Origin of the sequence: Rhizobium leguminosarum, assembly GCF_001679785.1 — a bacterium.
Classification (GTDB): domain Bacteria; phylum Pseudomonadota; class Alphaproteobacteria; order Rhizobiales; family Rhizobiaceae; genus Rhizobium; species Rhizobium leguminosarum_R.
Genome location: NZ_CP016287.1, coordinates 786,813 through 813,324, shown reverse-complemented (window position 1 = coordinate 813,324; position 26,512 = coordinate 786,813). Strand labels below are relative to the sequence as shown.

At 61.5% G+C, this 26,512-nt stretch carries 21 protein-coding genes and 2 pseudogenes; 15 read left to right on the top strand and 8 right to left on the bottom strand.

The genetic code is table 11. The annotated features are described in order from the left end of the window. The first annotated feature begins 135 nt into the window (after window positions 1-135). A complete protein-coding gene (locus tag BA011_RS28235) occupies window positions 136-516 on the top strand; it encodes a winged helix-turn-helix transcriptional regulator (RefSeq protein ID WP_065283245.1) in 381 nt (126 codons plus the stop codon). Window positions 517-546: 30 nt separating this feature from the next. On the opposite strand, the gene BA011_RS28230 is transcribed toward BA011_RS28235, so the two are convergent. Beyond that, window positions 547-1,041, bottom strand: a complete 495-nt coding sequence (locus BA011_RS28230) for an Lrp/AsnC family transcriptional regulator (RefSeq protein ID WP_065283244.1) — start codon at window positions 1,039-1,041, stop codon at window positions 547-549. Between the two features lie 150 nt (window positions 1,042-1,191). Between BA011_RS28230 and BA011_RS28225 the strand changes: the two genes are divergently transcribed. The 10 genes and pseudogenes from BA011_RS28225 to BA011_RS28180 all read left to right on the top strand — a co-directional run bounded on the left by BA011_RS28225 (window position 1,192) and on the right by BA011_RS28180 (window position 14,622). Further along, the gene (locus BA011_RS28225) at window positions 1,192-1,398 is read left to right on the top strand and encodes a hypothetical protein (RefSeq protein ID WP_065283243.1); all 207 of its coding nucleotides are present in this window, start codon (window positions 1,192-1,194) and stop codon (window positions 1,396-1,398) included. Window positions 1,399-1,426: 28 nt separating this feature from the next. Next, a complete protein-coding gene (putA, locus tag BA011_RS28220) occupies window positions 1,427-5,134 on the top strand; it encodes a trifunctional transcriptional regulator/proline dehydrogenase/L-glutamate gamma-semialdehyde dehydrogenase (RefSeq protein WP_065283242.1) in 3,708 nt (1,235 codons plus the stop codon). Between the two features lie 186 nt (window positions 5,135-5,320). After that, window positions 5,321-6,331: a LacI family DNA-binding transcriptional regulator gene (locus BA011_RS28215; RefSeq protein WP_065283241.1), complete on the top strand. Its 1,011-nt coding sequence runs from the start codon at window positions 5,321-5,323 to the stop codon at window positions 6,329-6,331. Window positions 6,332-6,375: 44 nt separating this feature from the next. Next, on the top strand, window positions 6,376-7,668 hold the full coding sequence (locus BA011_RS28210; RefSeq protein WP_065283240.1) for an ABC transporter substrate-binding protein: 1,293 nt from the start codon (window positions 6,376-6,378) through the stop codon (window positions 7,666-7,668). 73 nt (window positions 7,669-7,741) lie between these two features. Then, a complete protein-coding gene (locus BA011_RS28205; protein ID WP_065283239.1) occupies window positions 7,742-8,674 on the top strand; it encodes a carbohydrate ABC transporter permease in 933 nt (310 codons plus the stop codon). Next, a complete protein-coding gene (locus BA011_RS28200; RefSeq protein ID WP_065283238.1) occupies window positions 8,667-9,560 on the top strand; it encodes a carbohydrate ABC transporter permease in 894 nt (297 codons plus the stop codon). Before BA011_RS28205 ends, BA011_RS28200 begins: the two co-directional genes overlap by 8 nt. 2 nt (window positions 9,561-9,562) lie before the next feature. Next, on the top strand, window positions 9,563-11,263 hold the full coding sequence (locus BA011_RS28195) for a beta-fructofuranosidase (RefSeq protein ID WP_065283237.1): 1,701 nt from the start codon (window positions 9,563-9,565) through the stop codon (window positions 11,261-11,263). A 13-nt stretch (window positions 11,264-11,276) separates the two neighbouring features. Then, the gene (locus BA011_RS28190) at window positions 11,277-12,323 is read left to right on the top strand and encodes an ABC transporter ATP-binding protein (RefSeq protein WP_065283236.1); all 1,047 of its coding nucleotides are present in this window, start codon (window positions 11,277-11,279) and stop codon (window positions 12,321-12,323) included. A gap of 145 nt (window positions 12,324-12,468) precedes the next feature. Further along, a pseudogene (locus tag BA011_RS45330) lies at window positions 12,469-12,600 on the top strand (transcriptional regulator); the annotation flags it as partial. Between the two features lie 314 nt (window positions 12,601-12,914). After that, a pseudogene (locus tag BA011_RS28180) lies at window positions 12,915-14,622 on the top strand (adenylate/guanylate cyclase domain-containing protein). Window positions 14,623-15,394: 772 nt separating this feature from the next. Here the strand turns inward: BA011_RS28180 and BA011_RS28175 are convergent. The 3 genes from BA011_RS28175 to BA011_RS28165 all read right to left on the bottom strand — a co-directional run bounded on the left by BA011_RS28175 (window position 15,395) and on the right by BA011_RS28165 (window position 18,938). Then, window positions 15,395-16,063 (bottom strand): hypothetical protein, encoded by a 669-nt coding sequence (locus BA011_RS28175; RefSeq protein WP_065283235.1) that lies wholly within the window; start codon window positions 16,061-16,063, stop codon window positions 15,395-15,397. Window positions 16,064-16,087: 24 nt separating this feature from the next. Then, the gene (locus tag BA011_RS28170; protein WP_065283234.1) at window positions 16,088-17,488 is read right to left on the bottom strand and encodes a selenium-binding protein SBP56-related protein; all 1,401 of its coding nucleotides are present in this window, start codon (window positions 17,486-17,488) and stop codon (window positions 16,088-16,090) included. Window positions 17,489-18,086: 598 nt separating this feature from the next. Further along, on the bottom strand, window positions 18,087-18,938 hold the full coding sequence (locus BA011_RS28165) for a sugar phosphate isomerase/epimerase family protein (RefSeq protein ID WP_065283233.1): 852 nt from the start codon (window positions 18,936-18,938) through the stop codon (window positions 18,087-18,089). 344 nt (window positions 18,939-19,282) lie between these two features. Between BA011_RS28165 and BA011_RS28160 the strand changes: the two genes are divergently transcribed. The 4 genes from BA011_RS28160 to BA011_RS28145 are packed head-to-tail and all read left to right on the top strand — an operon-like array spanning window position 19,283 to window position 23,090. Further along, window positions 19,283-20,170: a sugar phosphate isomerase/epimerase family protein gene (locus BA011_RS28160; protein WP_065283554.1), complete on the top strand. Its 888-nt coding sequence runs from the start codon at window positions 19,283-19,285 to the stop codon at window positions 20,168-20,170. A 59-nt stretch (window positions 20,171-20,229) separates the two neighbouring features. Next, window positions 20,230-21,399: a mandelate racemase/muconate lactonizing enzyme family protein gene (locus BA011_RS28155; RefSeq protein ID WP_065283555.1), complete on the top strand. Its 1,170-nt coding sequence runs from the start codon at window positions 20,230-20,232 to the stop codon at window positions 21,397-21,399. Window positions 21,400-21,401: 2 nt separating this feature from the next. After that, the gene (locus tag BA011_RS28150) at window positions 21,402-22,094 is read left to right on the top strand and encodes a FadR/GntR family transcriptional regulator (protein WP_151343601.1); all 693 of its coding nucleotides are present in this window, start codon (window positions 21,402-21,404) and stop codon (window positions 22,092-22,094) included. A 21-nt stretch (window positions 22,095-22,115) separates the two neighbouring features. Then, complete coding sequence (locus tag BA011_RS28145; RefSeq protein ID WP_065283231.1) at window positions 22,116-23,090, top strand: NAD(P)-dependent oxidoreductase; 975 nt, start codon at window positions 22,116-22,118, stop codon at window positions 23,088-23,090. A 79-nt stretch (window positions 23,091-23,169) separates the two neighbouring features. Here the strand turns inward: BA011_RS28145 and BA011_RS28140 are convergent, their stop codons facing one another. From BA011_RS28140 to BA011_RS28125, 4 genes are read right to left on the bottom strand one after another with little or no spacing between them, the layout of a single operon-like run. Then, entirely contained in the window at window positions 23,170-24,246 is a 1,077-nt protein-coding gene (locus BA011_RS28140; protein WP_062942813.1) for an ABC transporter ATP-binding protein, read from the bottom strand. Continuing rightward, window positions 24,246-25,355, bottom strand: a complete 1,110-nt coding sequence (locus tag BA011_RS28135) for an ABC transporter ATP-binding protein (RefSeq protein WP_065283230.1) — start codon at window positions 25,353-25,355, stop codon at window positions 24,246-24,248. The genes BA011_RS28140 and BA011_RS28135 overlap by 1 nt, the downstream gene beginning before the upstream one ends. Continuing rightward, window positions 25,352-25,555 carry a hypothetical protein gene (locus BA011_RS28130; RefSeq protein WP_065283229.1) on the bottom strand — a complete coding sequence of 68 codons (204 nt, stop codon included), beginning with the start codon at window positions 25,553-25,555 and terminating at the stop codon, window positions 25,352-25,354. Before BA011_RS28130 ends, BA011_RS28135 begins: the two co-directional genes overlap by 4 nt. Beyond that, a complete protein-coding gene (locus BA011_RS28125; RefSeq protein ID WP_065283228.1) occupies window positions 25,552-26,511 on the bottom strand; it encodes a carbohydrate ABC transporter permease in 960 nt (319 codons plus the stop codon). The genes BA011_RS28130 and BA011_RS28125 overlap by 4 nt, the downstream gene beginning before the upstream one ends. Window position 26,512 lies beyond the last annotated feature (1 nt).

Below are 26,512 nucleotides of genomic sequence, written 5' to 3'. Positions count from 1 at the left end.
CGCAGCAACATTCCTCTCGTCGCGTCTGTCGGTTTCTATGTGAGAGGCGCTCCTTTTACTGCGCCCCTGATGCACGGATGGAAAATGTCGTCTAAGGTCTATCTTTGCAAGTAGGATGAATTACTTGCAGCTAGTATGGAAAACCAGACTATGGCCGATGGCGAAATCAATATGCATGAGGAGATGCGTCGCGCATTCGCGCTGCTCTCCGGCAAATGGAAGCTGGAAGTCATGTGGCTGCTCCATCAGCGGGTCCACCGGTTTGGCGAACTGAGAAAGGCTATTCCCGGCATCACCCAACACATGCTGACGGTGCAACTCCGCGAGCTGGAAGCGGACGGCCTCGTATCCCGCACAGTCTTTGCGGAGGTTCCACCGCGCGTCGAATATGCAATCACGCAGAAGGCGCGGGGCCTCGGTCCCACCATGGAAGCCTTGACGGCATGGTGGAATGAGTACGGGAAGAGTGTGCCAGTGAAACCGAGCACACGCGGGCGTAAAGCGAAAGGTGGCTGAACTGCTTCGGGTCGATAAACGACATTACCCTCACGAAAAACTCGAACCGGACTTGTCCCAGCCTTCCTTGATCGTCTCCATTGCGACGTTGGTCGAGGTGTTGGCAACGTGGGGCAGCGTCGAGATGCGCTCGCCGAGGACACGGCGGTAGCGGCCGATATCGCGCGTGCGGATCTTCAGGAGATAGTCGAACCTGCCGGCGATCATATGACACTCTTCGACTTCGCTGATCTTCTTGATGGCATCGTTGAAGCTTTTCAGCGCGTCCTCGCGGGTATCGGAAAGCTTCACCTCGACGAAAGCAATATGGTCGAGCTGCATTTTCGACGGATTGAGGACGGCCTTGAAGCCTTCGATATATCCTTCGCTGATCAGCCTTTTGAAGCGGATCTGGCACGGTGTCTTCGACAATCCGACACGCGCGGCCAGATCGGTGATCGACAGCCTGCCGTCCTCGGTGAGTGCGGTGAGGATCTTTCTGTCGAATTGGTCCAATTCACTAAAGATGTCGGTTTCAGTAGCCATTTGAACTCTCGTGGACGGATTAATAAGTTCATACAGCCTGGAAACTGTTGAAATCAAGTGAGATTGCGATTTGGGATTATGATAGATTATCTGCCGGGTAGAAGAGTGCTGAAATCGGTATCGGCGCCGCGCTCAAAACGGGGATCATACATGCATAACAAAGAAGCGGATGACGATCGGACGCCGGATTTGCTCGCTCACTACCGGCCGCTGGCCATCAGAGCCGTGGCCGCGGCGCTCACCCTCAAGCGCGACAGACCGGATGTGCGCCCGCTGCGGGAGACCGAATATTCCGGCCCCGCCTTCACGGACGATGCGCAGTGGGACGACGAGCCCGGCATCTCATTCATCCGTTAAAACAGACATCGATTGAATAGGGACTCCCATGTTGAACGCAGCGATCGACCCCGCCCCCTCCAATGATCCCGCCGACGGCGCGCCGTTTTCCGGCTTTGCCCCACCGATCCGGCCGCAATCCGAACTTCGCCAGTCCATCACCGCAGCCTATCGCCGGCCGGAAACCGAATGCTTGCCGCCGCTCGTGGCAGCAGCGCGCGTCTCCGAGGCAAAACGCTATGACATTCGCAGCACGGCCCGCAGCCTGATCGAGGCGTTGCGCGCCAAGCACAAGGGAACCGGTGTCGAAGGGCTGGTACAGGAGTATTCGCTTTCCAGCCAGGAAGGCGTGGCGCTGATGTGCCTCGCCGAAGCGCTGCTGCGTATTCCCGATACCGAAACCCGGGACGCGCTGATCCGCGACAAGATCGCCGAGGGCAACTGGACCTCCCACATCGGCGGCGGAAAATCCATGTTCGTCAATGCTGCAACCTGGGGCCTCGTCGTCACCGGCAAGCTTACCTCGACGGTCAACGACCGAAGCCTGTCGGCAGCGCTGACGCGGCTGATCGCGCGCGCCGGCGAGCCGGTCATCCGTCGCGGCGTCGATATGGCGATGCGCATGATGGGCGAGCAGTTTGTCACCGGCGAAACGATTGCGGAGGCGCTGAAACGCGCCCGGCCGCTGGAAGCGCGGGGCTTCCGTTACTCCTACGACATGCTGGGCGAGGCCGCGACGACGGGCGCCGATGCCGAGCGTTATTACCGGGATTACGAAAAGGCGATCGACGCCATTGGCAAGGCGTCGGACGGGCGCGGCATCTATGACGGCCCGGGCATATCGATCAAGCTTTCGGCCCTGCATCCGCGCTACGTCAGGTCGCAGGCCGGCCGGGTGATGAGCGAGTTGCTGCCGAAGGTGAAGAAGCTCGCCGCTCTCGCCAAGACCTACGATATCGGCCTCAATATCGACGCCGAGGAGGCCGATCGGCTGGAGCTTTCGCTCGATCTCCTCGAGGAGCTTTGCTTTGCGCCTGATCTTGCCGGATGGAACGGGCTGGGCTTCGTCGTGCAGGCCTATGGCAAGCGCTGCCCCTTCGTCCTCGAGTATATCATTGATCTCGCGCGCCGCTCCGGGCGTCGGGTCATGGTCCGTCTCGTCAAGGGCGCTTACTGGGATGCGGAGATCAAGCGCGCCCAGCTTGACGGTCTCGACGACTATCCGGTCTATACCCGCAAGATCTACACTGACGTCGCCTACGTCGCCTGCGCGCGCAAGCTGCTCGATGCTCCGGATGCGGTCTTCCCGCAATTTGCCACCCATAATGCGCAGACGCTCGCCACGATCTATCGTCTGGCGGGTGCTGATTTCACCGTCGGCAAATACGAGTTCCAATGCCTGCACGGCATGGGCGAACCTCTCTACGACGAGGTTGTCGGGAAGGAAAAACTCGACCGGCCTTGCCGCATTTATGCGCCTGTGGGAACGCATGAGACGCTGCTCGCCTATCTGGTTCGACGCCTTCTGGAAAATGGCGCCAATTCCTCCTTCGTGCACCGCATCTCCGATCCGAATGTCTCGGTCGAGGCGCTGATCGCCGATCCCGCCGAAATCGTCGCGGCCATGCCCGTCGTTGGCGCGCCCCACGCGCAGATCGCCTTGCCAAAGGCTCTTTACGGCAACGCCCGGACCAATTCCGATGGTGTCGATCTCTCGAACGAGGCCACTCTTTTGGATTTGTCACAGGCGCTCGCCTCCACGGCTGCTGCTCCGTGGCATGCGCTTCCCCTCCTTGCCGACGGCTCTACGGATGGGGTGACGCGCGATGTTCTCAATCCTGCCGATCACCGGGATGTCGTCGGCACGGTGACCGAGGTGAAGGTCGACGAGGCTGCGCGCATCGTTCGCATGGCGGCGGAGCATGCGCCGCAATGGGCAGCCGTGCCGCCGGCCGAGCGTGCCGCCTGCCTGGAACGGGCGGCCGACATCATGCAGGCCCGCGTCAAGGTGCTGATGGGCATCGTCATGCGTGAGGCCGGCAAATCGGCGGCCAATGCCGTCGGCGAAGTGCGTGAGGCGATCGACTTCCTGCGCTACTATGCCGAACAGGCTCGCAAGACGCTCGGCCCCTCGCATGCGCCCCTCGGCCCGATCGTCTGCATCAGCCCGTGGAATTTCCCGCTGGCGATTTTCACCGGACAGGTCGCCGCAGCCTTGGTGGCCGGCAATCCCGTGCTCGCAAAACCAGCCGGCGTCACGCCGATCATCGCTTCGGAAAGCGTGAAGATCCTCCACGAGGCGGGCGTGCCTGTCGGTGCCCTGCAGTTCGTGCCCGGCAGCGGCCGTCTCGGCGCCGGCATGGTCGGGGCGGAGGAGACGGCAGGCGTCATGTTTACCGGGTCGACCGAAGTTGCCCGCATGATCCAGGCGCAGCTGGCCGAACGGCTATCGGCGACCGGCAAGCCGATTCCGCTGATTGCCGAAACCGGCGGCCAGAACGGCATGATCGTCGATTCCTCGGCTTTGGCCGAGCAGGTGGTGGCTGACGTCATTGCGTCTGCCTTCGACAGTGCCGGTCAGCGCTGCTCGGCGCTCCGGGTTCTCTGCCTTCAGGACGATGTGGCCGACAGGACCCTCGCCATGCTGAAGGGCGCCTTCCGCGAGCTGACGATCGGCCGTACCGATCGGCTGAACATCGATGTCGGCCCCGTCATCAACGACAGCGCAAAGACGGAAATCGACCAGCATATCGAGCATATGCGCGGCTTGGGCCGCAAGGTGGATCAGCTGCCACTGCCTGAAAGTGCTGCGGCGGGGACCTTCGTTCCGCCGACGATCATTGAGATCAAATCCCTGGCAGACCTGACGAGGGAGATCTTCGGCCCGGTGCTGCACGTCATCCGCTTCAAGCGGAATGGGCTCGACCGTCTGATCGACGATATCAACGCATCGGGTTATGGTCTCACATTCGGGCTTCACACCCGGCTTGATGAAACGATCGCGCATGTGACCAGCCGCATCAAGGCTGGAAACCTCTATGTCAACCGCAACATCATCGGCGCCGTCGTTGGCGTGCAGCCTTTCGGCGGCCGCGGCCTGTCGGGAACGGGTCCGAAGGCCGGCGGTCCGCTCTACATCGGCCGGCTGGTGCAACGTGCGCCCGTGCCGCCGCAGCAGGATTCGGTTCATACGGACCTTGCCCTTCGTGACTACATCGTCTGGCTCGACAAGAAGGGCTTGTCGGGCGAGGGGGAAGTGGCGCGTGGATATGCGAGCCGCTCGGCGCTCGGGCTCGAACGTGAACTCACCGGTCCGGTCGGGGAGCTCAATCTCTACGCGCTCCATCCCCGCGGCCGTATTCTCGTCGTGCCGCAGACGGAAGGCGGGCTTCATCGCCAGATCGCCGCGGCCCTATCGACCGGTAACCACATCGTCGTGGACGCGGGTTCCCTATCGAAGTCAGTCCTGGCGGATCTTCCGGCGGCTGTCGCCGGCCGGATTTCCTGGACCTCGGATTGGGAGAAGGACGGGCCGTTCTCTGGCGCGCTCGTCGAAGGGGATCGCGACAGGGTTCGGGCCGTCAATCAGAAGATCGCTCACCTGCCCGGTCCGCTGCTGCTGGTCCAGGCCGCGACGACCGAGGAATTGGCGGACGATCCCGAAGCCTATTGCCTGAATTGGCTGCTGGAGGAGGTGTCGACGTCGATCAACACCGCGGCTGCCGGCGGCAATGCAAGCCTGATGGCCATCGGCTGAGTGATAAGACGAGGGCGCAGAAAATGCGCCTTCGTCCGCCTACAGCATGCGCCGATCTACCAATGAAGAAGCCCATTCCAGGGATGTTCATAAGGCAAAGGCCGTGTTCCGTCGTGCAGTGCGCGTAAAAGCCGCTTGACAAAACACGTCCGCCGCAACTATTGGGTAATCGATCACCCAAGGAGGATGGTGCGGATCGTGGCAGTATCTCTTTCTGACATCGCGGAACGTGCGGGAGTCTCGGTAAAGACGGTTTCCGGCGCATTGCACGGCGGCTCCGCCCGCATGTCGGACGATACGCGCCAGAGGGTCAAGGCCATTGCGGAAGAACTCGGCTACGTGACCAACCTTGCAGCGCGTGGCGTGCGTCAGGGCTGGCTGCCGCTGGTCGGCGTCGTCTCCGACGGTCTCATCACTTCGCCCTTCGCCACCGAGATCGTACGTGGCCTCGACGGGGCGGCCCGCAGCGCCGGCATGGCGGTCTTTGCGGTCAACCACCGCAGCGGCCAGTCTATCGGCTCGGTGCTCGACGAGGTGCAGCAGTTCCGGCCGCGCGCCGTTGCTTACGCCGCCATGTACCACAAGGATGTCGCCCTGCCGGACAGGTTGGCGGGCGCCGTCGGCGTGATGATCAACTGCCGCGAGGCTGCCGGCCGCGTCACCGCGCTGGTCCCGGACGAAGAGGGCGGCGCGCGGGAGATCGTGCGTTATCTCCTCGTCGCCGGCCGCCGGCGTATCGCCTTCATCAATCTGCCGGGCATTCTCGCCGGCACGCTACGCGAGATGGGGTTTCGTGCGGCGCTTGAGGAGGCGGGCATCGACCCCGTCGGGGTGTTGCCGGCTGTGCGCCGCAGCGTCTACAGCGACCGCGCGCCAAGCCTTGTTGCCTCTCATGTGGAGGCGCTTCTGAAATCCGGTCAACGGCCGGACGCCATCCTATGCGGCAATGACCGCGTGGCGATGGAAGTCTATGCGGCGCTTGCCCGCGCCGGCCTTCGCATTCCGGATGATATCGCGGTGGCAAGCTTCGACAACCAGGTCGAGATTGCCTCGCGGCTGGACCCGCCATTGACGACGATGGCCCTGCCGCACCGCGCCATGGGCCGCCTTGCCATGGAGATCCTCCTGGCCGAGCAGCCCGAACCGCCGCATCTGCGGAAACTGCCGTTCCATCTGGTCGAACGGGCATCCGTCTGAAACATCGAGTGTCTAACAGGAGGAGAATATCAATGAGCACTTCAATGGGTAATCGTTTACTTTCCGCACTCTTCGCATCCGCCGCGCTAGTCGCGACCGGCGGTTTGGCCGAGGCGAAGACCGTCGTCCACGTTATGCACCAGGGCGATCCGGGCTGGGTGAAGGCCTATGGCGACGTTGCCGCCCGCTTCGAGGCCGCCAATCCCGATGTCGACATCGAGATGATCTACGCGCCGCACGATGCCTATAACGAAAAGTTCAGCGCCGCCGTCATGGCCAAGCAGCTGCCCGATATCATGGAACTCGATGCTCCGTTCCTCGCCAATTATGTCTGGTCCGGCTATCTGCAACCCGTCAAGCCGCTCATTGACAAGGACCTGCTCGATGACATGACGGATTCGAATATCGCCCAGGGCACCTATCCGATCGACAAGGACCTCTATGCGATCGGCCTCACCGACTCCTCGGTCGTGCTCTACGGCAATAAGAAATATCTTGAAGCCATTGGCGCCCGCATTCCGAAATCGGTCGATGATGCCTGGACCCGCGAGGAATTCGAAGGCTATCTCGAAAAGCTTTCCAAGCTCGAAGGCGTGAAGTGGCCGATCGACACCTTCCGAGGTTACGGCATCAAGACCGAGTGGATCACCTATGCCTACGGCCCCCTGCTCGAAAGCGCCGGCTGCGACCTGATAGACCGCAAGACTTGGAAGGCCACCGGCACGCTCGATGGCGAGGCCTGCGTCAAGGCGCTGACGATGATGCAGGACTGGGTGAAGAAGGGCTGGGTCGTGCCGACTTCGTCGGGCACCAACCAGTTCTACGCCGAGGGACAGCCGGCCGCGCTCGCCATGGGTGGCCACTGGTTCTACGCGGAGGCATCGGCAGCGATGAAGGACAATATCGTCGTCATGCCGCTGCCGAAGATCGGCGACAAGGGCGTGAGCCCGAACGGGACCTGGATCTGGGGCATTTCCGCGACCTCGGAAAACCCTGAGATCGCCGGCAAGTTCCTGAGCTTCCTGCTGAAGGACAAGGAGTACCGGGAGTACGCCAAGACCCAGTCCGCCTATCCGGGCCTGAAGAGCTTCGCCGCCGGCTCCCCGCTCTATGCGGAAGGCGGTCCGCTCGCCGTCGCCTTTGAGCAGGCTTCCAAGACCGCGATCGCCCGTCCGCCGCACCCGGCATATCCGACGATCACCTCGGCCTTCATGCAGGCGGTCGACAAGATCTTCAACAGTGGTGACGCGCAGGAAGCGCTGACGGCCGCTGCCAAGAAGATCGACGAGGATATCGAGGACAACGCCGGCTACCCGCCCTTCGACGAGCAGCAGTAAGGTGTTTTGACGGGGCCGGTGCGTCCTGCCGGCCCTGGACTATCACGGGAGGACGACCGATGAGGAGGAAACAATGACTTTGCAACAGACCTCCACGCCCGCTTTGCGGCGTCCGGCGAAACGCCGCGATAGGCAGCGGCTCTGGCAGGAAATGGCGATGATCGCGCCTGCCTTTCTGCTTATGGCGATATTCCTGATCACGCCGTTCCTCTTGTCTTTCTGGACGGCGATGACCAACCAGCCGCTCGTGCCGCGCCCGACGCCGGTGCGCTTCGTCGGCCTCCTGAATTTCGAGCGCGTCTTCACCGATCCGCTGTTCTGGACCTCGCTGTGGAACGTCACGCGCTTCACCGTCTGGGTGCTGCCGCTGCAGTGCGGCCTCGCCTTCCTGACCGCGCTACTCTTGCATCAGAAGCTGCCGATGCAAAACCTGCTGCGCGGCCTGTTCTTCCTGCCGGCGATCACCTCCATGGTGGTGGTCTGCGTCATCTGGGGCACGCTGTTCCAGTATCCGAGCGGCCCGCTCAACCAGATCGTCGGTTTCCTTTCCGGCGGCACGATTCAGCCGATCGACTGGCTCGGCGACCCCAACTGGGCGATGTTTTCTATCGTGTTGCTTTCAGCCTGGCAGGCCTATGGCTTTCAGATGATCATCTATCTCGCCGGCCTGCAGGGCATTCCCGAAGAACTATACGATGCCGCCCGCATAGACGGGGCAAGCGCGCTGCGCCGCTTCTGGCACGTCACCATGCCCGGCCTTCGCCCGACCCATGTCTTCGTGCTGGTCATCACGACCATCCAGGCCTTCAAGCTCTATACGCAGGTGGCGATCCTCACCCAGGGCGGCCCGAACGAAAGCACCGAAACCGTTGTCCACTACATGGTGCGCGCCGGCTTCGAGGAGCAGAAACTCGGCTACGCATCGGCCGTTTCCGTCATCCTCTTCGTCATCGTTCTTCTGATCGCGCTCCTGCAACGCAAACTCCTGAGGCGCTTCGATGTCTGATATCGCTTTGAGCCGGCCCGTCTCGCTGGCAATCGCAAGGGGCAACGGCAAGAGAAGCCTGCGCATCGTGCAGAGCCTCTGCATCCTGGTCATCGCGCTGGTGATGATCTCGCCGCTGTTCATGCTGCTAATCGCCAGCCTGAAGGACGACCGCTTCCGCATCCTCGCCGACATGGGCAGCTTCCGCGCCTTCTGGGTCAGCGACCCGACGCTGTCGAACTACAAGGAGATCGCCCATTTCTCCGGCGAGCTGGCCTATGGCCGATATCTCTTCAATTCGCTGGTGATCCTCGCCGCCACAGTCGTCTCGGGTCTGATCGTCAATTCCATGGCGGGCTTCGTTCTCGCCTGGGGCTCGCTGCGCGGCAAGGCGGCGCTCTTGGCGCTGGTCGTCGCGCTCTATGTCATCCCGCAGGAAAGCATCATCATGCCGCTTGTCGTCATGATGTCGCGGGCGGGGCTGACGGATACCTTCGCGGTGCAGATCCTGCCCTGGGTGGCAAGCCCGCTCTATGTCTTCCTCTTCTACCAGTTCTTCGCGCAGTTGCCGAAGGAACTCTATGAAGCGGCGGAAATGGATGGCGCATCGGTCTTCCGCATCTACCGGTCGATCTACATGCCGCTCAGCCTGCCAGCGCTCGCCACGGTCTCGATCCTCATGGGCATCGAAAGCTGGAACCAGTATCTCTGGCCGACGCTGGTCACCCAGACCGACTATGCCCGGCCGATTGCCGTCGCCATCGCCACCTTCTTCGGACAGGACAGCATCTACTGGGACCGCGCCATGGCCGCCTCGGTGCTGATGATGATCCCCGTCCTCATTCTCTATCTGGCTTTCCAGCGCTGGTTCGTCAGTTCATTCGTCGGCTCCGCCGTGAAAGGTTGATCATGTCTCTACAGGCAAAATCCGAAACGTCAGCACCTGAAACCATCGAAGCGGAGCTGCCCGAAGGCACGGTGCTGCATCTCTGGTTGAAGGCGCGCCATGCCGGCGGCGAGGGGAAGCTCTTCGTCGCCGTTGATGGCAACGACATCGGCGAGCCCTCGACCCGCCGCACGGGGGAATTTGAGTTCTTCGCTGTGACGCTCGCGAAGGGCGGCCGTGCCACGCTGTCCTATGATGCGACAACCACAGCGCTTTCCGTCGCTTATGCCTTTCGGCCGGAAACCGTGATGAAGGAGGGGATCTGCGTCTTGCACAGCGATGCCCGCACCGCCGCCCCCGACGTGCCCGACAGCTATCATTTCCGCCCGCCCTTCGGCTGGATGAACGATCCGAACGGTTTTGGACGGTTCGGCGGAAATGCTCACCTCTTCTACCAGCATTATCCTCATGAACCGCGCTGGAACACTATGCACTGGGGCCATGCCGTCTCGAAGGATTTCATCCGCTGGACACATCTGCCCATGTTCCTCTTCCCGGCGGCGCATCTATCGGAAAAGGACGATGGCCGCGGCGGCGCCTTCTCCGGCTCGGCGATCCCCGGCACCGGCCCAGAAGGCGAGGAAATCCGCGTCTTTTACACCGAGCATGTGCGTGACCGGCAACCGGAAGAGCAAATCCAGCTTTCCACCGTCAGCCGCGACGGCATCGTCGCCGGCCCGTCGGAGATCGTGATGCCGCTGCGCCCGGAAGGCTTGAACCTCACCACCGATTTCCGCGACCCCTATGTCTTCAAAGGCCCGGACGGCCGCTGGAAGATGCTGCTCGGCAGCCGCGACAGGCAGGGCGGCGTTGTACTGCTCTATGAAACCGCAGACCCGCAAGGCGCCGATGGCTGGACCTTCCTCGGCATCATCCATCGCGAGGACAGTTTCGGCATGACGGCGGCGGAATGCCCCTGCATGGTGCCGCTTTCCGGTAAAAACGCAGAAACCCGCTGGACGCTGATCTTCGGTCTGCTCACCAGCCGCGACCCGGCCACCGGCCGCCGCAACCTCACCTCCGTCACCGTCGGCGGTTTCGATGGCCGCACCTTCACTGCGGAGTTCGAGCAGGAGTTGGATTTCGGTTCGGATGCCTATGCCTTCCAGGCCTTCGTTGATGGCGACGAGCCGGTCGGCATCGCCTGGCTCGCCAACTGGACGGATTTTTCCAAGAAGGACGATTTCCCGACGGCCATGACCCTGCCGCGCCGCGTACTTCTCGACGGCGACACCGTGCTGACCCCGCCGGTCGCAGCCGTCGAAAGCCTACGCCATCAGTTGCTGGACGACACCGCGCTTGCCGCCGGCAAGACCGTGCCGCTCGGCACCGGCGCCGTCGAGATCGTACTTGATCTCACCGAGCCGGGCGCCGCCTTCGATCTCAGCTTCGATCATCCGGATGTCGATCTAGCCGTGAAACTCGATGCCGATGGTCTGGCGATTATCTTCGACGCTCGCATCGGTATGACGCCGCCACGTTACGTCGCCACCGGCGCGAAACCGTCAAGCCTGCGCATCTTCCTCGATGCCGGCTCCATCGAGGTATTCGCTGACAACGGCCGCTGGACGGGGTCCAAACGCATTCCGAGCTTTGCCGCCGCACGTTCGGCAACGCTCACCGGCGCCGTCGCCGAGGCGGGCGTCTGGCAATTGAAACTGTGAGGGAGGACAGACAATGGCATCGGTAGCAATCGACCGGGTTCTGAAGCAATACGGCGCGGCCTCCGTTATCCACGGGGTTTCCGCGGATATCGAGGACGGTGAGTTCGTCACGCTCGTCGGGCCGTCCGGCTGCGGCAAGTCCACGCTTCTGCGCATGCTGGCGGGGCTAGAGGATATCAGCGGCGGTGAAATCCGCATCGACGGGCGCGTCGTCAACGACGTCGCGCCGAAGGAGCGCGATATCGCCATGGTGTTCCAGTCCTACGCGCTCTATCCGCACATGACGGTGCGCGAAAATATGGGCTTTGCCCTGAAGCTGCAGGGGCGCGATAAGGCGACAATCAACAAGCTGGTGAGCGAAGCCGCCGGCATTCTCGCACTTGAACCCCTGCTGGAGCGCCTGCCGAAACAGCTTTCCGGCGGGCAGCGCCAGCGCGTCGCCATGGGCCGCGCCATCGTACGCCATCCGAAAGTGTTCCTCTTTGACGAACCGCTGTCCAACCTCGACGCCAAGCTGCGGGTGACCATGCGCAGCGAGATCAAGGAGCTGCATCAGCGCCTCGGCACGACCATCGTTTACGTCACCCATGACCAGATCGAGGCGATGACCATGGCCGACAAGATCGTCGTCATGCGCGCCGGCCGCATCGAGCAGATCGGCAAGCCGCTCGATCTCTACGACCGCCCGGATAACACCTTCGTCGCCGCCTTCATCGGCTCGCCGTCGATGAACCTTTTCGAGGGGGGCGTCAGCGACGGCGGCTTCCGTATCGAAGGCAGTGTTTCCCTGCCGCTTCCGCCGCAATTGAGCCACGGCGCGGCACGCACCTACGGCATCCGCCCTGAGGACCTCGATATTGCGGAGACGGGCATTCCGGCCACCGTGCTGACTGTCGAGCCGACCGGTGCGGAGACCCATCTTTCGGTGCGTGTTGGCACGCAGACGGCAACCATCGTGCTGCACCGGCGGGTGGATTTAAAACCTGACCAGCAAATCCACCTCGCGCCCAAATCCGAGAAAATCCACCTCTTCTCCGCCGAAGGCAATCGGCTAGGCTGATCCTCGGCGCCTCCCGCTGAGCCGCGTCCGTCATTTGACGGGCGTGGTTCGGTGCCGGTGCCATCCAGCCTTGCGACATCTTAGTTTTGGGTGTTCGGCCCTTCAGTTGATCGAATTAGCCAATTGCACGGCGATCTGTTGCCACGCGCCTGCCAAACGTGCTCCGAGGGCGGTGCAGGCAGCAGCGACCGCACCGTCGGTGGCGGCAGTTGATGAGTTTGCGGATCTTCTGCAGCTGGAAGAGGAAAACCAAAGACTGCGCAAGCTGCTGGCGTAAAAGCTCCGTGCTGAAAATGCCGATCTGCGAAAGCGACTGAACCTCACTTAGCGCAGTTGCACTTCGGGTCTCCCCCGGACAGAACTGGGCACTTCTGCCGAGGCCCCCGCTCGCCGCCCATCACCAGACGTTCAAGAACCGTCCGCTTTTCGTGGATACTCATTTCCGTGTCGTCCACCTCGACGCCGTCGGTCACAAAGAAGGATTACGGCTCGATGGAGGTGGAGATCGCCTGGACATTACCTCTTACGATTTGTTGACTCACCCGCGGTTGAACAATAACTTGCTAATTTGGTCGTTAGGCTTGTCCTCACATGACGGACCAATCTATTCAGCGTCGCCTTGCCGCCATCGTCGTTGCCGATGTGGTGGGATATACACGCTTGATGGAGGCTGATGAAGTCGCAACGCTGGCGAACCTCAGGGAACTCCGTTCTGGCGTTATCGAGCCGGCTGTGATGCGCCACAAGGGTCGCATCTTCAAGGTCGTGGGCGACGGATTCCTAATCGAATTCGGTAGCGCGGTCGACGCGGTCGCAGCAGCATTGGAAATGCAACGGGCCACCACTGCTGTTGAGGCTCCCGGAGACCGGCGCCTGCTTTTGCGTATAGGCGTTAATTTGGGAGATGTCATTGACGACGGTTCAGACATCCTCGGCGACGGCGTCAATGTCGCGGCGCGACTCGAGACGCAGGCCGCACCGGGCGGTATATGCATTTCAGCCAAAGTTCACAGCGAGATCGTCGGCAAGATCGGCGACCGGTTCTTTGATGCAGGCGAACGCTACCTAAAGAACCTCACTCGCCCGGTGCGCGTGTGGCATTGGCCGGGATGCGCTGCAGAGCACATTGCCGCTGCCCGAATGTCCCTCGATCGCTGTATTGCCGTTCACGAATATGAGTGGGGATGAAGCGGACGCGCCTTTCGTCGACGGCTTGACCGAAGACCTGATCACCGACCTTTCCGGTACGGCTGGCCTGTTCGTCATCGCGCGCAATTCCGTGTATTGCTACAAGGGCAAGCCGGTCGACGTGCGGCTGGTCGCCCAGGAACTCGGCGTCCGCTACGTCCTGGAGGGGAGCGCCAGACGCGCAATGGGCCGTGTCCGCATCAATGCCCAATTGATCGACGCGCTTGGCGGCCAGCACTTGTGGGCCGACCGGTTTGACAGGACGGTGGAAGATGTTTTCGAATTACAGGATGAAGTTAACGCCAAGATTGTTGAAGCCCTCGTCGGCCGGCTGACCATCCCGAAGCAGCGCAATCGGCCGAAGAACCTTGAGGCGTACGATCTGTGTGTGCGCGCCCGCCTCCTGACGGAAGAGTCGCCGCAAACTGAGCGTGAGGCCTATATGCTGCTCCAACGCGCGGTTAAGCTCGAGCCATCATATGCCGAGGCGCTCGGTCTGCTCGCCTATAACCGTTGGCTTGCCTGGACTCATTTCGGCGAGCCCGAAGATCCTAACCGTCGGATGGCGGTGACGTTCGCGCAGAAGGCGGTCGACCTAGATCCCAACGATGCCGGCTGCCGTTACGTTCTGGGGACCATTTTGGCTTATGAGCGGCGATGGGAGGAATCGGAGGCCGCCTTCGCCAAGGCCCTGGAGCTGGACCCCAACCACGCCGACACCTGGGCCGCCATGTCGGACATGTCCGTGCTGGACGGCAGGGTTGCCGACGGACTAGCGCAAATCGAAAAAGCTCTGCGGCTCAATCCCCATCCAACCTGCTGGTATCTTTGTCATCTTGGGCAGGCGCAGTACGCCGCGCGTGACTATGAGGCGGCAGCCGCGACCCTCCGCAGGGAAGACACGTATCGTACCAACTCACGCAAATTCTTGGCTGCTACGCTTGCGCAGTTGGGCCACCTTGAGGAGGCGCGGCGAGAAGCAGAATTGTTCCTGATCGCCCACCCTCATTTCACGATCGGCCATTGGCTCAGCTCCCAGCCGCTGCGCGATGCATCTGTACGAGACCACTTTGTCGACGGCTTTCGAAAGGCCGGCCTGCCGGAGATGTGACAGCGGGTGGGGACAATCGCGACGCGTTCGAGGACTTTATCAACGGATATGCGCTGCGCGAGAACGGCGGTCTGGATCGCAGTGCCAAGCTTCGTCAGACGCTCCACAAAACGCGTCAACCAGCCCGAGTCTCGCATGACTTTTCCGCTGGACCGCTTGCATCCGCTAATCATTAGGTCCTGAGCCTAAAGAACTCGAACAGTGAAACGTTTGCTCCGCCCTCTTGTCCAGGAGCCGCTGAACATACGCTTTGCGTTTTGCCGTGATCATCGTGATCTTCAAATGGCCATTTGAAAAGACCACCTCGCCTAGATTGATCAGCATACGGAGCGCGACCGCAACGAAGGTCGGCCCCCCACAAGTCTGGCGAGACGATTAATCCTGCAGCTGCCGCCAAGAAAACGAGGGCTGGCATCAGCGCCTTTTAAGGCGAGGACCACCGCGATCAAAAGCGGAGCGCTCGACATCGATGATCGCATCGCGCTTGAGTGGCTGCTAGTGGGGCAGTCAGACAAAGTACAAGCGGCAGGATTGCCGCTCGATGCAGAATGTCTTCGTGGCGCACATCGCTGCCGTGTTTCCAGTTCAGCCGGTGCCCCGAATTTTAAGTGGTCCGGAGTGACCTGCCTAAGGGGTTCACGGTGCTGGGCAAGCGCGGCTTGTAGCGCAGTCAAATCATCAAGTCCGTCACGGGAAAGGATTAGCTAAGAGAGAAGTTGCACTCATAACATCATGTGCAATGCGCTTGTCGTTACCATCGAGGGCCTCAGGCCTACTGAGCGAATCCGAGACTCGCGATCCCAATTCCCCCTACCAGGATCAGGCTCGCGGCCCACACGATATCGAGATTGAACCAGCTTTGTGAGATGAACTTGGGTCCGAGCCATCGATAGACGGCAATGGCGATAACGCCGCCACTTACAATCATAGCGGCCGCGTGGACCACGGAGACGGCGGTGGCGGTGATCAGATTACCAGTCATGAGCGTGGCAGCCGCTCGGTGTCCGACATCCGGTTCCGCGGCCAAGCACAGGCCTAGATAAATCGGCACCAGCATCAGCCCGGCGCCATGCGCGGTGGCAGCCGCGAAGGACCACAACGCCAGTTGCGCCGGCGGGATTCGAGCAAGAACACGCGGGTGGCGCCGGTTGATCAAGAGATAGATTCCGGCTGCGATCACGATCAACCCGGCTGCGATGCGGATCTGTCGTTCCCAGACAATCAGCGTCAGCATCGCGCCGAAGGGCAGCAGGATGCCAATCATCGCCACAAAGTGGCCCATTGCCAAAAGGCCGAGCGCCCGGAACAATTCGTTGGCACGTCTGTCCAATAGTCCGGCCGAGACGGCCAACGGCCAGCCCATGCCGGGGTTGACGCCATGATAAATGCCGCTGGCGATGACGGCCAACCAGAGAGACCCGGCAGTCGTCCACTCGCTCATCGCTTCATTGATCCGAGCAGTCCGTTACACCGATGGATAGCAAAATGAATCCGTTGAGCAATCGCCGCCTTCCAAACGAATCTGGTGCGAGCGATACCCCTCGGGGAACTTGACATAAAAGTCCTTGTCCAGGGTGATCCCACCGTTCTCGCCGACACTGGCCTTGACCATGGCTGCCGGGATACCATCGGGATAGAATTGGTCATCCCAGGTCGAATACAGGGAGTTGGTCCAGTAAACGCGTTTGCCGTCGCGGCTGATCTCGACCATCTGCGGTCCGCCCCTGTAGTCGCCGCCGCCGGGATGCTTGGTCTTGCGCGTGATGCCGCCAATATGGACGGACCCTGCAAGCTTAGGCTTCATAGGATCGGTGACGTCATACTGGCGCATCTCACCGGTCCCCCAGCAGGATACGTAGAGGAAGCGGTCATCGAGCGATAGGTCTATGTCGGTTACCAGCGGCGGGACCGCCTCGAAGCCCTGCAAAAGCGGGGGAAGGTCATCTTTCGCGGCTGCCTCGGGCGGGATAGTCGCCGTCTTTTCGCAATGGAATTTGCCGTCCTCGCGCCACCATGTCCAGATCGATCCCTCAAGGTTTGTCGTGTCAACGACCACTCCAAGGAAACCGTATTCCTTTACCGGATCATGGGCGGGGCGGACTTCCAGTGCCATCTGGTGATTGACTCCCAGATCAATGGTCTGCACGTTCCTGCGTTCGCGCAAATCCCAGAAATGCACCCGGTGTCCGTATTTGTTCGACAGGAGATCTTCCGGGACGATGCCCTTCTCGAACTGCGGCGGAAGTGCCCACTCGCTCGATACCATGTAGTCGCGTGGCAGGTTCCACCAGAAATCATACTGCTTGTCCTGTGGCCCACGATCGATCTCATAGCGCCCGATGACATCGAACGTCTCGCAATCCATGACAAAGATGCCGGGAGGTCCGTCGGTGCCCTCAGGGCCACCGCCCCCAAGCGTCGAGATATAAATACCTTCCGGACCGCAGTGAATCGTATGAGGCCTAGAATAGCCCGTCTTGGCAAACACTTCTTCTGGCTCGATGACCTTGTGGATTTTGGCTTTGGTCGGTCCGCCCTTGGTGTCTATTACGTAGATGCGCGAAGATCGAATACCGGGAATGATCAGAAACCGGCGCTCGAGAAACGGGTGACCGTTCAGCGGCGAAAGGGCCGAAGAGCACGCGTTCCAGCCGAAGTGGTGGAACTCGTCGCCCTTGTTTGGCATTATCACGCTATGGACGACCTTGCCGTAGTCCTTTGACTTCGGGTCTACGTCAACTATTGCTAATCCATCAGGCCGAGAGAAGTCGGGACTCAACATCAAAGTGTACGCAAAATTTTCGACTGGCGCCTGCATTGCGAGCTTGGCAGTCGCGTGGAAAGTCCGGTCTGGCCGTACAGTCATCGTCGTCCTCCCTTGGCGGGTTAAGCAGCCCGTCAGACAATCAGGGCACGACCTGCGTTTGGACGCCCGCCGAAAACGTCGAGACGCTTTGTTGTTCGCACGCTATTTTCATCCGACTTTGAAGAATCTCACGGATTCTAGAGAACTACAATCTCGATTTGCACCGGAAGAGGAATCAATGACATGGACTACAGATTCTACGAGGAGCTTGGTTGGCTTCAAAAAATCGATGCCCGGCGGCCGTGCGAAGCCATCGTTACGAGTGATACTGTTATCCCCACATTGAGCGGCCGGCGAATTCAGCATTGCCAACATGCGCACACAAGGGTGGCGAGATCATCGAGGTGACTGGCCGCTAGGTCCTGTTGGTCAATGACGCTCAGAGGTATGTGGCGGCAGCGCTTCGCCCGCCGATGTCCCTGGTTTCCTGAGGGGATGTCTCCTGAGCGGACGCCTTCGGAATCCCTCCGATATGCAAGGGAACCTGGTGCTCAATGAGAGCGGCAGAGGGTGATTGCTCAAGCGTAAGGCGTGGCCTGCCAGTGCAGCGTTCAGGCCGACGGTTCCCCTATCGACGGCGGCGAGAATCGGTTGGTATTCATGCCGCCGCGTGCCATCCATCGCGGATATGGCGGTAGCCTTCGCGATAGACCGCTTCAGGTGTCTCGGAAAAGTCGCGCCAGACCTTTGTCGCGGCGGCGAGCTCCTTGAGCGCCCGACCAAAGGCCTCGATTGTCAGCCACCCGTCGTAGCCGCTCGCGCGTAATGCTGTGAACGTCTCGGCCCAGGGAATGTTGCCACGCCCCGGTACGCCGCGATCGTTCTCCGAAATGTGGACATGGACGATGCGGTCACTGTTTCGCGTGAAGGCGCCGATGGGATCGGCCTCTTCGATATTGCTGTGGAAGGTGTCGTACATGGCGCGGATATGCGGATGTCCGATCGCGTCAATATGGGCCGCAAGGTCGTCCATCGTGTTGAAGAGGTAACATTCGAAGCGGTTGAGCGCCTCAAGCCCGATCGTTACGCCGTGCTTTGCTGCATGATCGCCGATCGCGCGTTGTGAGGAAACCGAGCGCTTGAGTTCCGCCGCGCTCGGCCCGCTTCCCGAAAATTTGCCGAGCGTCGAATGTAGCGGGCCGCTCAGCATCGTCGCGCCCAGCGCATCGCTGCAGTCGATGGCCCATTTCATGTAGTCGATGCCGCGCCTGCGGGTCGCGGCGTCGGCGGCGATCAGGTTCATCTGGGGGTCGCCCATGGCGGAAACGGCGGTCCGTTCCAGGCCGATCCGGTCCAGCATGTCTGCCAGCCGATGGTAGTCGTCGGGTGTGCCCGAAAAGATCGGGATCTCGACACCGTCAAACCCCGTGTCCTTGATATCGCGTAACAGTGCCTCGTGTTTCCGGCCGACACTTGTCGTCCAGAGGAACATGCACATGCCTATCTTCATCTCCCCTCCACTTGGCCCTGCGGCCACTGCGCGACGATTTCAACGCCCTATCACTTTTCCAAATCTGGTCATACCAAATCTTCGAATCTGGTCAAGCCAGTTTATTGCGCGCTTGGGATGCCGGATTCGCGCCAAAGCGGGAAATGCTGTATTAAGTATCGATCGGCAGAAGAAATATCGCCCTTTTGGCCCGTCTTGCAGAGGGTTAAGAATTGAGCTAGAGCTTTCAAATAACGAGAATTGGCCTAACCAGATTGCCGAAGGTGGCGAGAGTGGCCAACCATAACATGACCTTTGCCGCCCGATTGGCGGTCGAACGTGCTGCAACTGTCTGGGAGGACCTCATGCATCTTTCGACACATAACTGGATGCGGGCCGAACCGCTCGCCGTCACGCTGAAGCGCATCAAGAAATATGGCTACGAAAGCATCGAGATATCCGGCGAGCCGGCCCAGTACGACGTCAAGGAGACCCGTGCGCTGCTGAAAGAGTATGGCATCCACTGCTGGGGCGCCGTTACGCTGACGCTCGGCGAGCGTAATCTTGCCGCCAGGGATGAAGGTCAGCGCGCCAGGTCAGTGGACTATGTCAAGAGCGTCATCACCATGGTCAGCGAACTCGATGGCGAGATCGTCACCCTCGTGCCGGCGACCGTCGGCAAGGTCGTGCCGGATGGCACCGAGGAGGAAGAGTGGACATGGGTGGTGGACGCTACCAGGGAGTGTTTTGCCCATGCGCAGAAGAGGGGTGTGCGCATTGCCGTCGAGCCGCTCAACCGTTTCGAGACCTATTTCTTCAACCGTGCCGCCCAAGCGCTGGCGCTCGCCGATGCCGTCAGCCCTGAATGCGGGGTGTGCCTGGATGCCTTCCACCTGAACATCGAGGAGGAGGACATGTATGAAGCGATTCGGCTCGCTGGAAAGCGCCTGTTCGATTTCCACGTCGCCGATAACAATCGTTTTGCCGCCGGCCTCGGCCATCTCGACTGGCCGAAGATCGTCGGCACGCTGAAGGAGATTGGTTACGATGGCGCCGTCACCAACGAATTCGTCGCTCCGGTCGACCGGACGCCCGCCGCCAAATATCCGGACATGGTCGAGCGAAACCCTGTCGACATACCCCCGGAGCAACTGAAATTCATCCAGGACCACGGCTCGAGCCTTCTCACTGAGAAGTTCTACGATGATCAGATGCGGATCACTGCCGAGACGATCCTGCCGCTGATCAAGTAACGAACGGAAAGACATATGCCATGCGGCTCGCGGGCCGTGCGGGGCAGGGGATCCGAGACATGCGCATCAAGACCGTAGAGGCCTGGTGGATTAAAATTCCCATCGAGGCCAGCCGTCAGCACCGCAGCGACTTCGGCCGACTGACGACCTTCGATAGCGCGATCCTGCGGATCGAAACGGACGACGGCATCGTGGGCTGGGGAGAGGGTAAGAATGCCGCGGGCAGTGCTGGCACCTACGGCACGCTGGTCCACATGATCAACCACGAGGTGGGGCCGAAGCTCATCGGCCGCGATCCTGCCGATATCTCCACCATATGGGAGATGCTTTACAACGGCGTACGCCACGAGACGGCGGCGCGTTCGGGTCACGCCATGCCCGAGATCGCGCGGCGCGGCCTTTCCGTCGCGGCGATCAGCGCGGTCGACATAGCGCTCTGGGACATTCTCGGCAAGTCGCTCGGCGTTCCCGTCTGGAAGCTGCTGGGTGGCCGCAAGGCCGACAGGTTGCCCGCCTATGCCTCGGGCGGTTGGGAGAGTGCGGAGCGGATCGGTGATCAACTCCGGTCCTATATCGCGGCCGGCGGTTTCAAGTCAGTCAAGATGCGCGTCGGCGCGATGGATCGTGCGCCGCATGTCTCGGCATCGCGCGTGCGGGCGGCTCGCAAAGCGGTCGGGCCCAACGTCGACCTGATGGTCGATGCGCACGGGACGTATACTGTTGCCGATGCCAAGCGCTTCATCCAGATGGTTGCCGATTGCGACCTCGCCTGGTTCGAGGAGCCGGTGATAGCCGATGACAAGCCTGGCATGGCGGAGGTGCGCGCGGCTGGGAACGTGCCGATCGCTGCCGGCGAGAGCGAGGCGACGCGTTTTGCCTTCCGAGATCTTGCCATGCTTCGGGCCGCCGACATATTCCAGCCGGACCCTGCCTTCTGCGGCGGCATTACGGAGGCGATGCGCATCAGTTCGCTCGCCAGCGCCTTCAATCTCCGTTTCGCACCGCATCTTTGGGCCGGTGCGCCCTGCTTCTTTTCCGGCCTGCACTTGTGCGCGGCTTCCCCGGTAAGCTTCATCATCGAATATTCGCTCGGCGCCAATCCGATGATCCATGATCTTGTCGAGGACACTGTGTCGGTGAAGGACGGTATGATAGAGATCCCGGACCGGCCTGGCCTGGGCTTCACGATCAATCAGCGGGTCCTGGAGACTCACGCGCAAAGACAATGACGATGAAAGAAAATTCCCTCCTCTCCGAGCTCGCGGCCCATCTTTTCTCGAACTCGAGCGGCAACGGCCGCACGCCTTCGGAGCGAGAGCTTGCGGAGCATTTCGGCGTCAGCCGGGGCCAGGTTCGAGAGGCGCTGGCCATTCTGGAGGCAATGCGTATCGTCGAGCGCCGGGCCAAGTCGGGCATCTATCTGACGACCACGGAGGCGAGCGTGGAGGCAATGGCGCTTTTTGCCCGCGCCGGCGTGCCGCTTGATCCCATCCTGATCTACGAGACCGTGGAGCTTCGCAAGATCCATGAGATCAAGGCCGCGGAGCTCGCCTGCGATCGGGCGACGGAGGAGAATTACCAGCACTTGCGCGATATCCTCGCGGCGTCGGAGGCGAAGCTTGCCGCCGGCGAGGGCCTGGCGCGCGAGGATCGGGATTTTCATTTGGAGATCGTCCGCGCCACCAAGAATAGCGTCTTCCATCGGGTGTGCAGCGTCTACTACGTCATGGGCGAGCACCGCCTGCCGATCTATTTTGCCGACCCCGCCCGCAGCCGGCGCTCGCATGAGGAACATATCCGCATCTACGAGGCGCTGCTTGCCCGAGACGGCAATCTGGCCCAGGCGCTGATGAGCGCGCATCTTCAAGGTGCGGAAAGCTATTGGAAGGGTCTCATCGGCGGTCCAGCGACGGCAGCCGAATAGGCGCAACCGGCGGGAGGGCCGATGAGCTTCATCTTTTCCACACATCCCCTGCACCCTGCGGCCAGGGCCATGCTTGAGGCTGCGGGTGATCTGCGCGTGGCTTCCGCGCCCGATCCCGAAACGTTGCTGCGAGAAGGCCGCGGTGCGGGCATCGTCGTCGTACGCGCGCCGATCCCGCCGGCCTTCTTCGAGGATGCGCCGGCGCTTCGCGCGGCGATCCGCCATGGTGCAGGGCTCGACATGGTGCCGATGGATGCGGCGACCCGTGCCGGCGTGCTTGTCGCCAACGTCCCGGGCGCCAATGCTTCGACTGTCGCCGAGCACGTCTTCCTCGTGACACTGGCCCTGCTTCGGCGCTTCCGCCTTATGGACCGTGAACTGCGTCAGAACGGCTGGGTGGCGGGCCGCGCCCAATCGGACGCGGCCGTCGACCTCGCCGGCCGCACCATGGGCATTGTCGGTACGGGCAATGTCGGCAAGGCGATTTTCAAGATGGCGAAGTTCGGTTTCGGCCTGGAGGTGGTCGCCACGAGCCGGTCGGCGGAAAGCGTGCCGGACGGCGCGCGCTTCCTGGCGATCGATGAGCTTGTTGCGACGGCCGATATCGTCGTGCTCTGCTGCCCGCTGACGCCGGAGACGACCGGCTTGCTCAATGCCGGTCGCATCGGGCGCATGAAGCCCGCGGCCATTCTGGTCAACGTCTCGCGCGGCCCGGTGATCGATGACGCGGCGTTGATCGAGGCGCTGCGCGATGGCCGCATCGGCGGAGCCGCGCTCGACGTCTTCGCAACACAGCCGCTGCCGCTCGACCATCCCTATTTCGGCTTTGACAACGTCATCGTCACGCCGCATCTCGCTGGTCTGACGGAAGAGAGCATGATGCGCATGGGAACAGGCGCGGCGAGCGAAGCCCTGCGCGTCATCAAGGGCGACTTGCCCGTTAATTTGCGCAATCCCGAAGTGGTGGAACATTATCGCAGGCGCTTTCCCGCATAGCGCCTCGTCGCGACAATTCGAAACGCTCGCTGCCGCTGCCGTGCCGCCGAGACCGCTGGCATCCTTCCGACCGATCAGGTCAGCCCGCGTGCCGCAGGCTTACACCGCTTCCGGCGTCAAACAGCACGACCTTTTCCGGATTCCATGAAAAGCGAACCTCATCCTCGATCCGAAGCGCCGTCTGTGTCGGCACGGTCGCGTGGATGAACTTCTCGCCGGTGCGCAGCGTCACGATCTTTTCGACGCCATGGTTTTCCACGTCGTGGACCCGTGCTTCGCCGGGCGCGCCACTGTCGAGGAAAATGTCCTCGGGACGGATGCCGAAGGTGAGCGGGCGACCGTCTGTCGCGATCCCGTGTCCGTTGCCGAGCGGCAGCCGATAGCCCTCGCTGGCCACTGCCTCGCCGCCGGCAAGCGTGCCGGCGATCAGATTCATCGGCGGCGAGCCGACCGCGCGCGCGACGAAGGTGTTGACCGGGTTTCCGTAGATCTCCTGCGGCGTACCCGTCTGCACCAGTTGACCATTGTTCAGGACGCCGATCTTGTCACCCATCGACATGGCCTCTATCTGGTCGTGAGTGACGAAGAGGAAGGTCGCGCCGAGGTTCATCTGCAGGTTTTTCAACTCGGTGCGAAGTGCTTCGCGAAGTTTCGCGTCGAGCGCCGAAAGCGGTTCGTCCATCAAGAAGACCCGCGGTTTGCGCACGATGGCCCGGCCGATCGATACGCGCTGCATCTCGCCTCCCGACAGCCGGTCCGTCTTGCGGTCGAGCAGATGTTCGATGCGCAGAGTCTTCGCAACGCGGTCGACGCGCTCCTTGATTTCTCCGGGTTCAACGCGACGGATACGGGATTTCAATGGAAATTCCAGGTTCTCCCGCACCGTATAGCGCGGGTAAAGCGAGTATTGCTGGAGCACCAGGGCCACGTCGCGCTCGGCGGCACCCCAGTCGGCGACGTCCTGTCCGTCGATGAAGATCTGGCCTGCGGTCGGCTTCTCGAGACCGGCGATCAGGCGCAGCGTCGTCGTCTTGCCCGCGCCGGTCTGCCCGAGCAGCACGAAGAACTCGCCGTCAGCAATGTCGATGTTCAGGTTTTTCAGCGCCGTGTGGCTGCCGAAGGTCTTGGTGATGCCCTTGAGTTCGATATGCGCCATCAGAGTCTGATCCCCAGCGACGAGCCGGTCGCGGTGTTGAAGAAATGTGCCTGGGCGGGGTCGATGCGTGCCCACACGGCTTCGCCGGGACCAGGCACGAAACCGCTCTTGGTCCGTGCCCTGATCATCTGGTGACCGACCTTCAGGTCCACGATGTCGTGCGAGCCGAGAGGCTCGATAATATGCGCCTCGACCGGCATGAAGCCCTCCCGGGCCTCCCGTGAAACAAGCACGCCCTCAGGCCGGACCCCGAGTGTCAACTTGCCGTTCTCGGCTCTTGCGTCGGCGAGGCGATTAGCCAGCACGGCGGGGAATTCGAAGCCCGTCGTCCCGTCGCCGACCTGCACGCTGGTATGGCTGCCCGTTTCGCTGATAGTCGCCGGCGCCATGTTCATGACCGGGCTTCCGACGAACTGGGCGACGAACGTGTTGGCGGGTTGCGCGTAAACCTCTTCCGGCGTGCCGACTTGCTGAAGGATGCCCTCGTGCATGATGACGATGCGGTCGGCGAGCGACATGGCCTCCACCTGGTCATGCGTCACGTAGATGGTGGTTGAACCCTGCTTGATATGCAGGCGCTTGATTTCCGCCCGCATCTCCTCGCGCAGCTTCGCGTCGAGCGCACCGATCGGCTCGTCCATCAGCATGGCCTTTGGCCGTCGCACCAGCGCGCGGCCGATTGCGACCCGCTGCATGTCGCCGCCTGACAGCGCCGAAGGCTTGCGGGTCAGCAGACCGGTGATGCGCAGCACACCGGCGATCTCGCGGACCGACGCATCGACATCGGCACGGCTCATCCGGGTAGCGCGGAGCGGGAAGGCGATGTTCTCGTAGACCGTCATGTGCGGATAGAGCGAGAAGGATTGGAACACCATGGCGATGTCCCTGCCGGATGCCTTGATATGCTGCACCGGCTGACCGTCGATCAGAATGTCGCCTTCGTCGATCGTCTCCAGCCCCGCGACGGCGCGCAATGTCGTCGTCTTTCCGCAGCCCGATTGTCCAAGCAGCACGATGAATTCATTGTCGGCGATAGCGAGATTAAGGTCTTTGATGACCTGGACGGCACCGAAATATTTCTGGATCCCGCGAAGTTCGATCTGCGTCATGAATGGCTGCCTTCGTCTGGTTGCGCGTCCCGCGGGATTTTAGTCGTCACCATGAAGGCAATCAGTCCGACGAGCGTCATCGTCATGCCGTAGCGATGCAAAAACAGGTTCCAGGGCTGGCAGAGCGCGATGATGCCGAGGATCATCAGATACTGCGAAGCGGGTTCGAGATATTTGTGGTTCAAGGCGCGGAAGGTCATTTGCGGATCGCTCCGAAGCTCATGCCGCGCAGGAGATGGTTCCTGAGCAGGAAGGTGAAGATGGCGACCGGTAGCAGGAACAGGAACGTGCCGGCGGCAATGACCGTCCAATCCGGCAGGCCTGAGCCGACCTGGCTCGGAATGAAGGGGGGAGCGGTTTGCGCGCGCCGGTTCGTCATGATCAGCGCAAATGCATATTCGTTCCAGGCCGTAATGAAGCAGAAAACCGCGGTCGCGACGATGCCGGTCGCCGCTTCCGGAATGACGATCTTGAAAAAGGCCTCCATCCGCGTGTAGCCGTCGACGAGCGCGGCCTCCTCGTATTCCTTCGGGATCTCGTCGATGAAGCCCTTCATCAGCCAAACGGAGAAGGAAAGGTTGAAGGCAGTGTAGAGGATGATGAGGCCCCAATGCGTGTCGTTGAGGCCGACGACACGGTACATGAGGAACATCGGGATCGCCACGACGACGGGCGGCAGCATGCGCGTCGACAGGATGAAGAAGAGAAGGTCTGCCTCCCCCTTCACTTTGAAGCGCGAGAAGCCGTAGGCCGTGAAGGTCCCCATACCGACAGCCAGCACCGTGGACGTGATGGCAACGATCAGCGAGTTCATGAAGCGGTTCGGATAGCCGGAGGGCTGCACCTCGCCGCGGCCGGAGCGAACGATCTTCTCGCCGCCGTCGAACACCATCCGCTCCCACCAGGGGGCGGCGGCATATTCTTCAGGAGTCGGCGCCCCGCGCAATTGCGAGCGCTTGGTGAAGAGCTTCACGAAGGGCGAGAGTTCCGGCTCGAAGAGCACCGTCGGCGGAATGGTGGTGGCGAGGTTGCGCGGCTTGAAGGCCGTCGAGGTGATCCAGTAGATCGGCGCCAGGAAGATCAGCGTGATGACCAGTACGGCGGCGATCGCCACCCGGTTCAGCGCGCGTTCGGAGCGGGTTTGGACGGCAGCCATT

Excerpts from the sequence above, each read along its gene's own strand:
- BA011_RS28200 (WP_065283238.1), top strand. The coding sequence starts at position 8,667 with ATGTCTGATATCGCTTTGAGCCGGCCCGTCTCGCTGGCAATCGCAAGG.
- BA011_RS28150 (WP_151343601.1), top strand. The coding sequence starts at position 21,402 with ATGAAAGAAAATTCCCTCCTCTCCGAGCTCGCGGCCCATCTTTTCTCG.
- BA011_RS28130 (WP_065283229.1), bottom strand. The coding sequence starts at position 25,555 with ATGACCTTCCGCGCCTTGAACCACAAATATCTCGAACCCGCTTCGCAG.
- BA011_RS28225 (WP_065283243.1), top strand. The coding sequence starts at position 1,192 with ATGCATAACAAAGAAGCGGATGACGATCGGACGCCGGATTTGCTCGCT.
- BA011_RS28175 (WP_065283235.1), bottom strand. The coding sequence starts at position 16,063 with ATGAGCGAGTGGACGACTGCCGGGTCTCTCTGGTTGGCCGTCATCGCC.
- BA011_RS28230 (WP_065283244.1), bottom strand. The coding sequence starts at position 1,041 with ATGGCTACTGAAACCGACATCTTTAGTGAATTGGACCAATTCGACAGA.
- BA011_RS28165 (WP_065283233.1), bottom strand. The coding sequence starts at position 18,938 with ATGAAGATAGGCATGTGCATGTTCCTCTGGACGACAAGTGTCGGCCGG.
- BA011_RS28145 (WP_065283231.1), top strand. The coding sequence starts at position 22,116 with ATGAGCTTCATCTTTTCCACACATCCCCTGCACCCTGCGGCCAGGGCC.
- BA011_RS28235 (WP_065283245.1), top strand. The coding sequence starts at position 136 with ATGGAAAACCAGACTATGGCCGATGGCGAAATCAATATGCATGAGGAG.
- BA011_RS28215 (WP_065283241.1), top strand. The coding sequence starts at position 5,321 with ATGGTGCGGATCGTGGCAGTATCTCTTTCTGACATCGCGGAACGTGCG.
- BA011_RS28210 (WP_065283240.1), top strand. The coding sequence starts at position 6,376 with ATGGGTAATCGTTTACTTTCCGCACTCTTCGCATCCGCCGCGCTAGTC.
- BA011_RS28205 (WP_065283239.1), top strand. The coding sequence starts at position 7,742 with ATGACTTTGCAACAGACCTCCACGCCCGCTTTGCGGCGTCCGGCGAAA.
- BA011_RS28160 (WP_065283554.1), top strand. The coding sequence starts at position 19,283 with ATGCATCTTTCGACACATAACTGGATGCGGGCCGAACCGCTCGCCGTC.
- BA011_RS28140 (WP_062942813.1), bottom strand. The coding sequence starts at position 24,246 with ATGGCGCATATCGAACTCAAGGGCATCACCAAGACCTTCGGCAGCCAC.
- BA011_RS28190 (WP_065283236.1), top strand. The coding sequence starts at position 11,277 with ATGGCATCGGTAGCAATCGACCGGGTTCTGAAGCAATACGGCGCGGCC.
- BA011_RS28125 (WP_065283228.1), bottom strand. The coding sequence starts at position 26,511 with ATGGCTGCCGTCCAAACCCGCTCCGAACGCGCGCTGAACCGGGTGGCG.
- BA011_RS28135 (WP_065283230.1), bottom strand. The coding sequence starts at position 25,355 with ATGACGCAGATCGAACTTCGCGGGATCCAGAAATATTTCGGTGCCGTC.
- BA011_RS28170 (WP_065283234.1), bottom strand. The coding sequence starts at position 17,488 with ATGACTGTACGGCCAGACCGGACTTTCCACGCGACTGCCAAGCTCGCA.
- putA (WP_065283242.1), top strand. The coding sequence starts at position 1,427 with ATGTTGAACGCAGCGATCGACCCCGCCCCCTCCAATGATCCCGCCGAC.
- BA011_RS28195 (WP_065283237.1), top strand. The coding sequence starts at position 9,563 with ATGTCTCTACAGGCAAAATCCGAAACGTCAGCACCTGAAACCATCGAA.
- BA011_RS28155 (WP_065283555.1), top strand. The coding sequence starts at position 20,230 with ATGCGCATCAAGACCGTAGAGGCCTGGTGGATTAAAATTCCCATCGAG.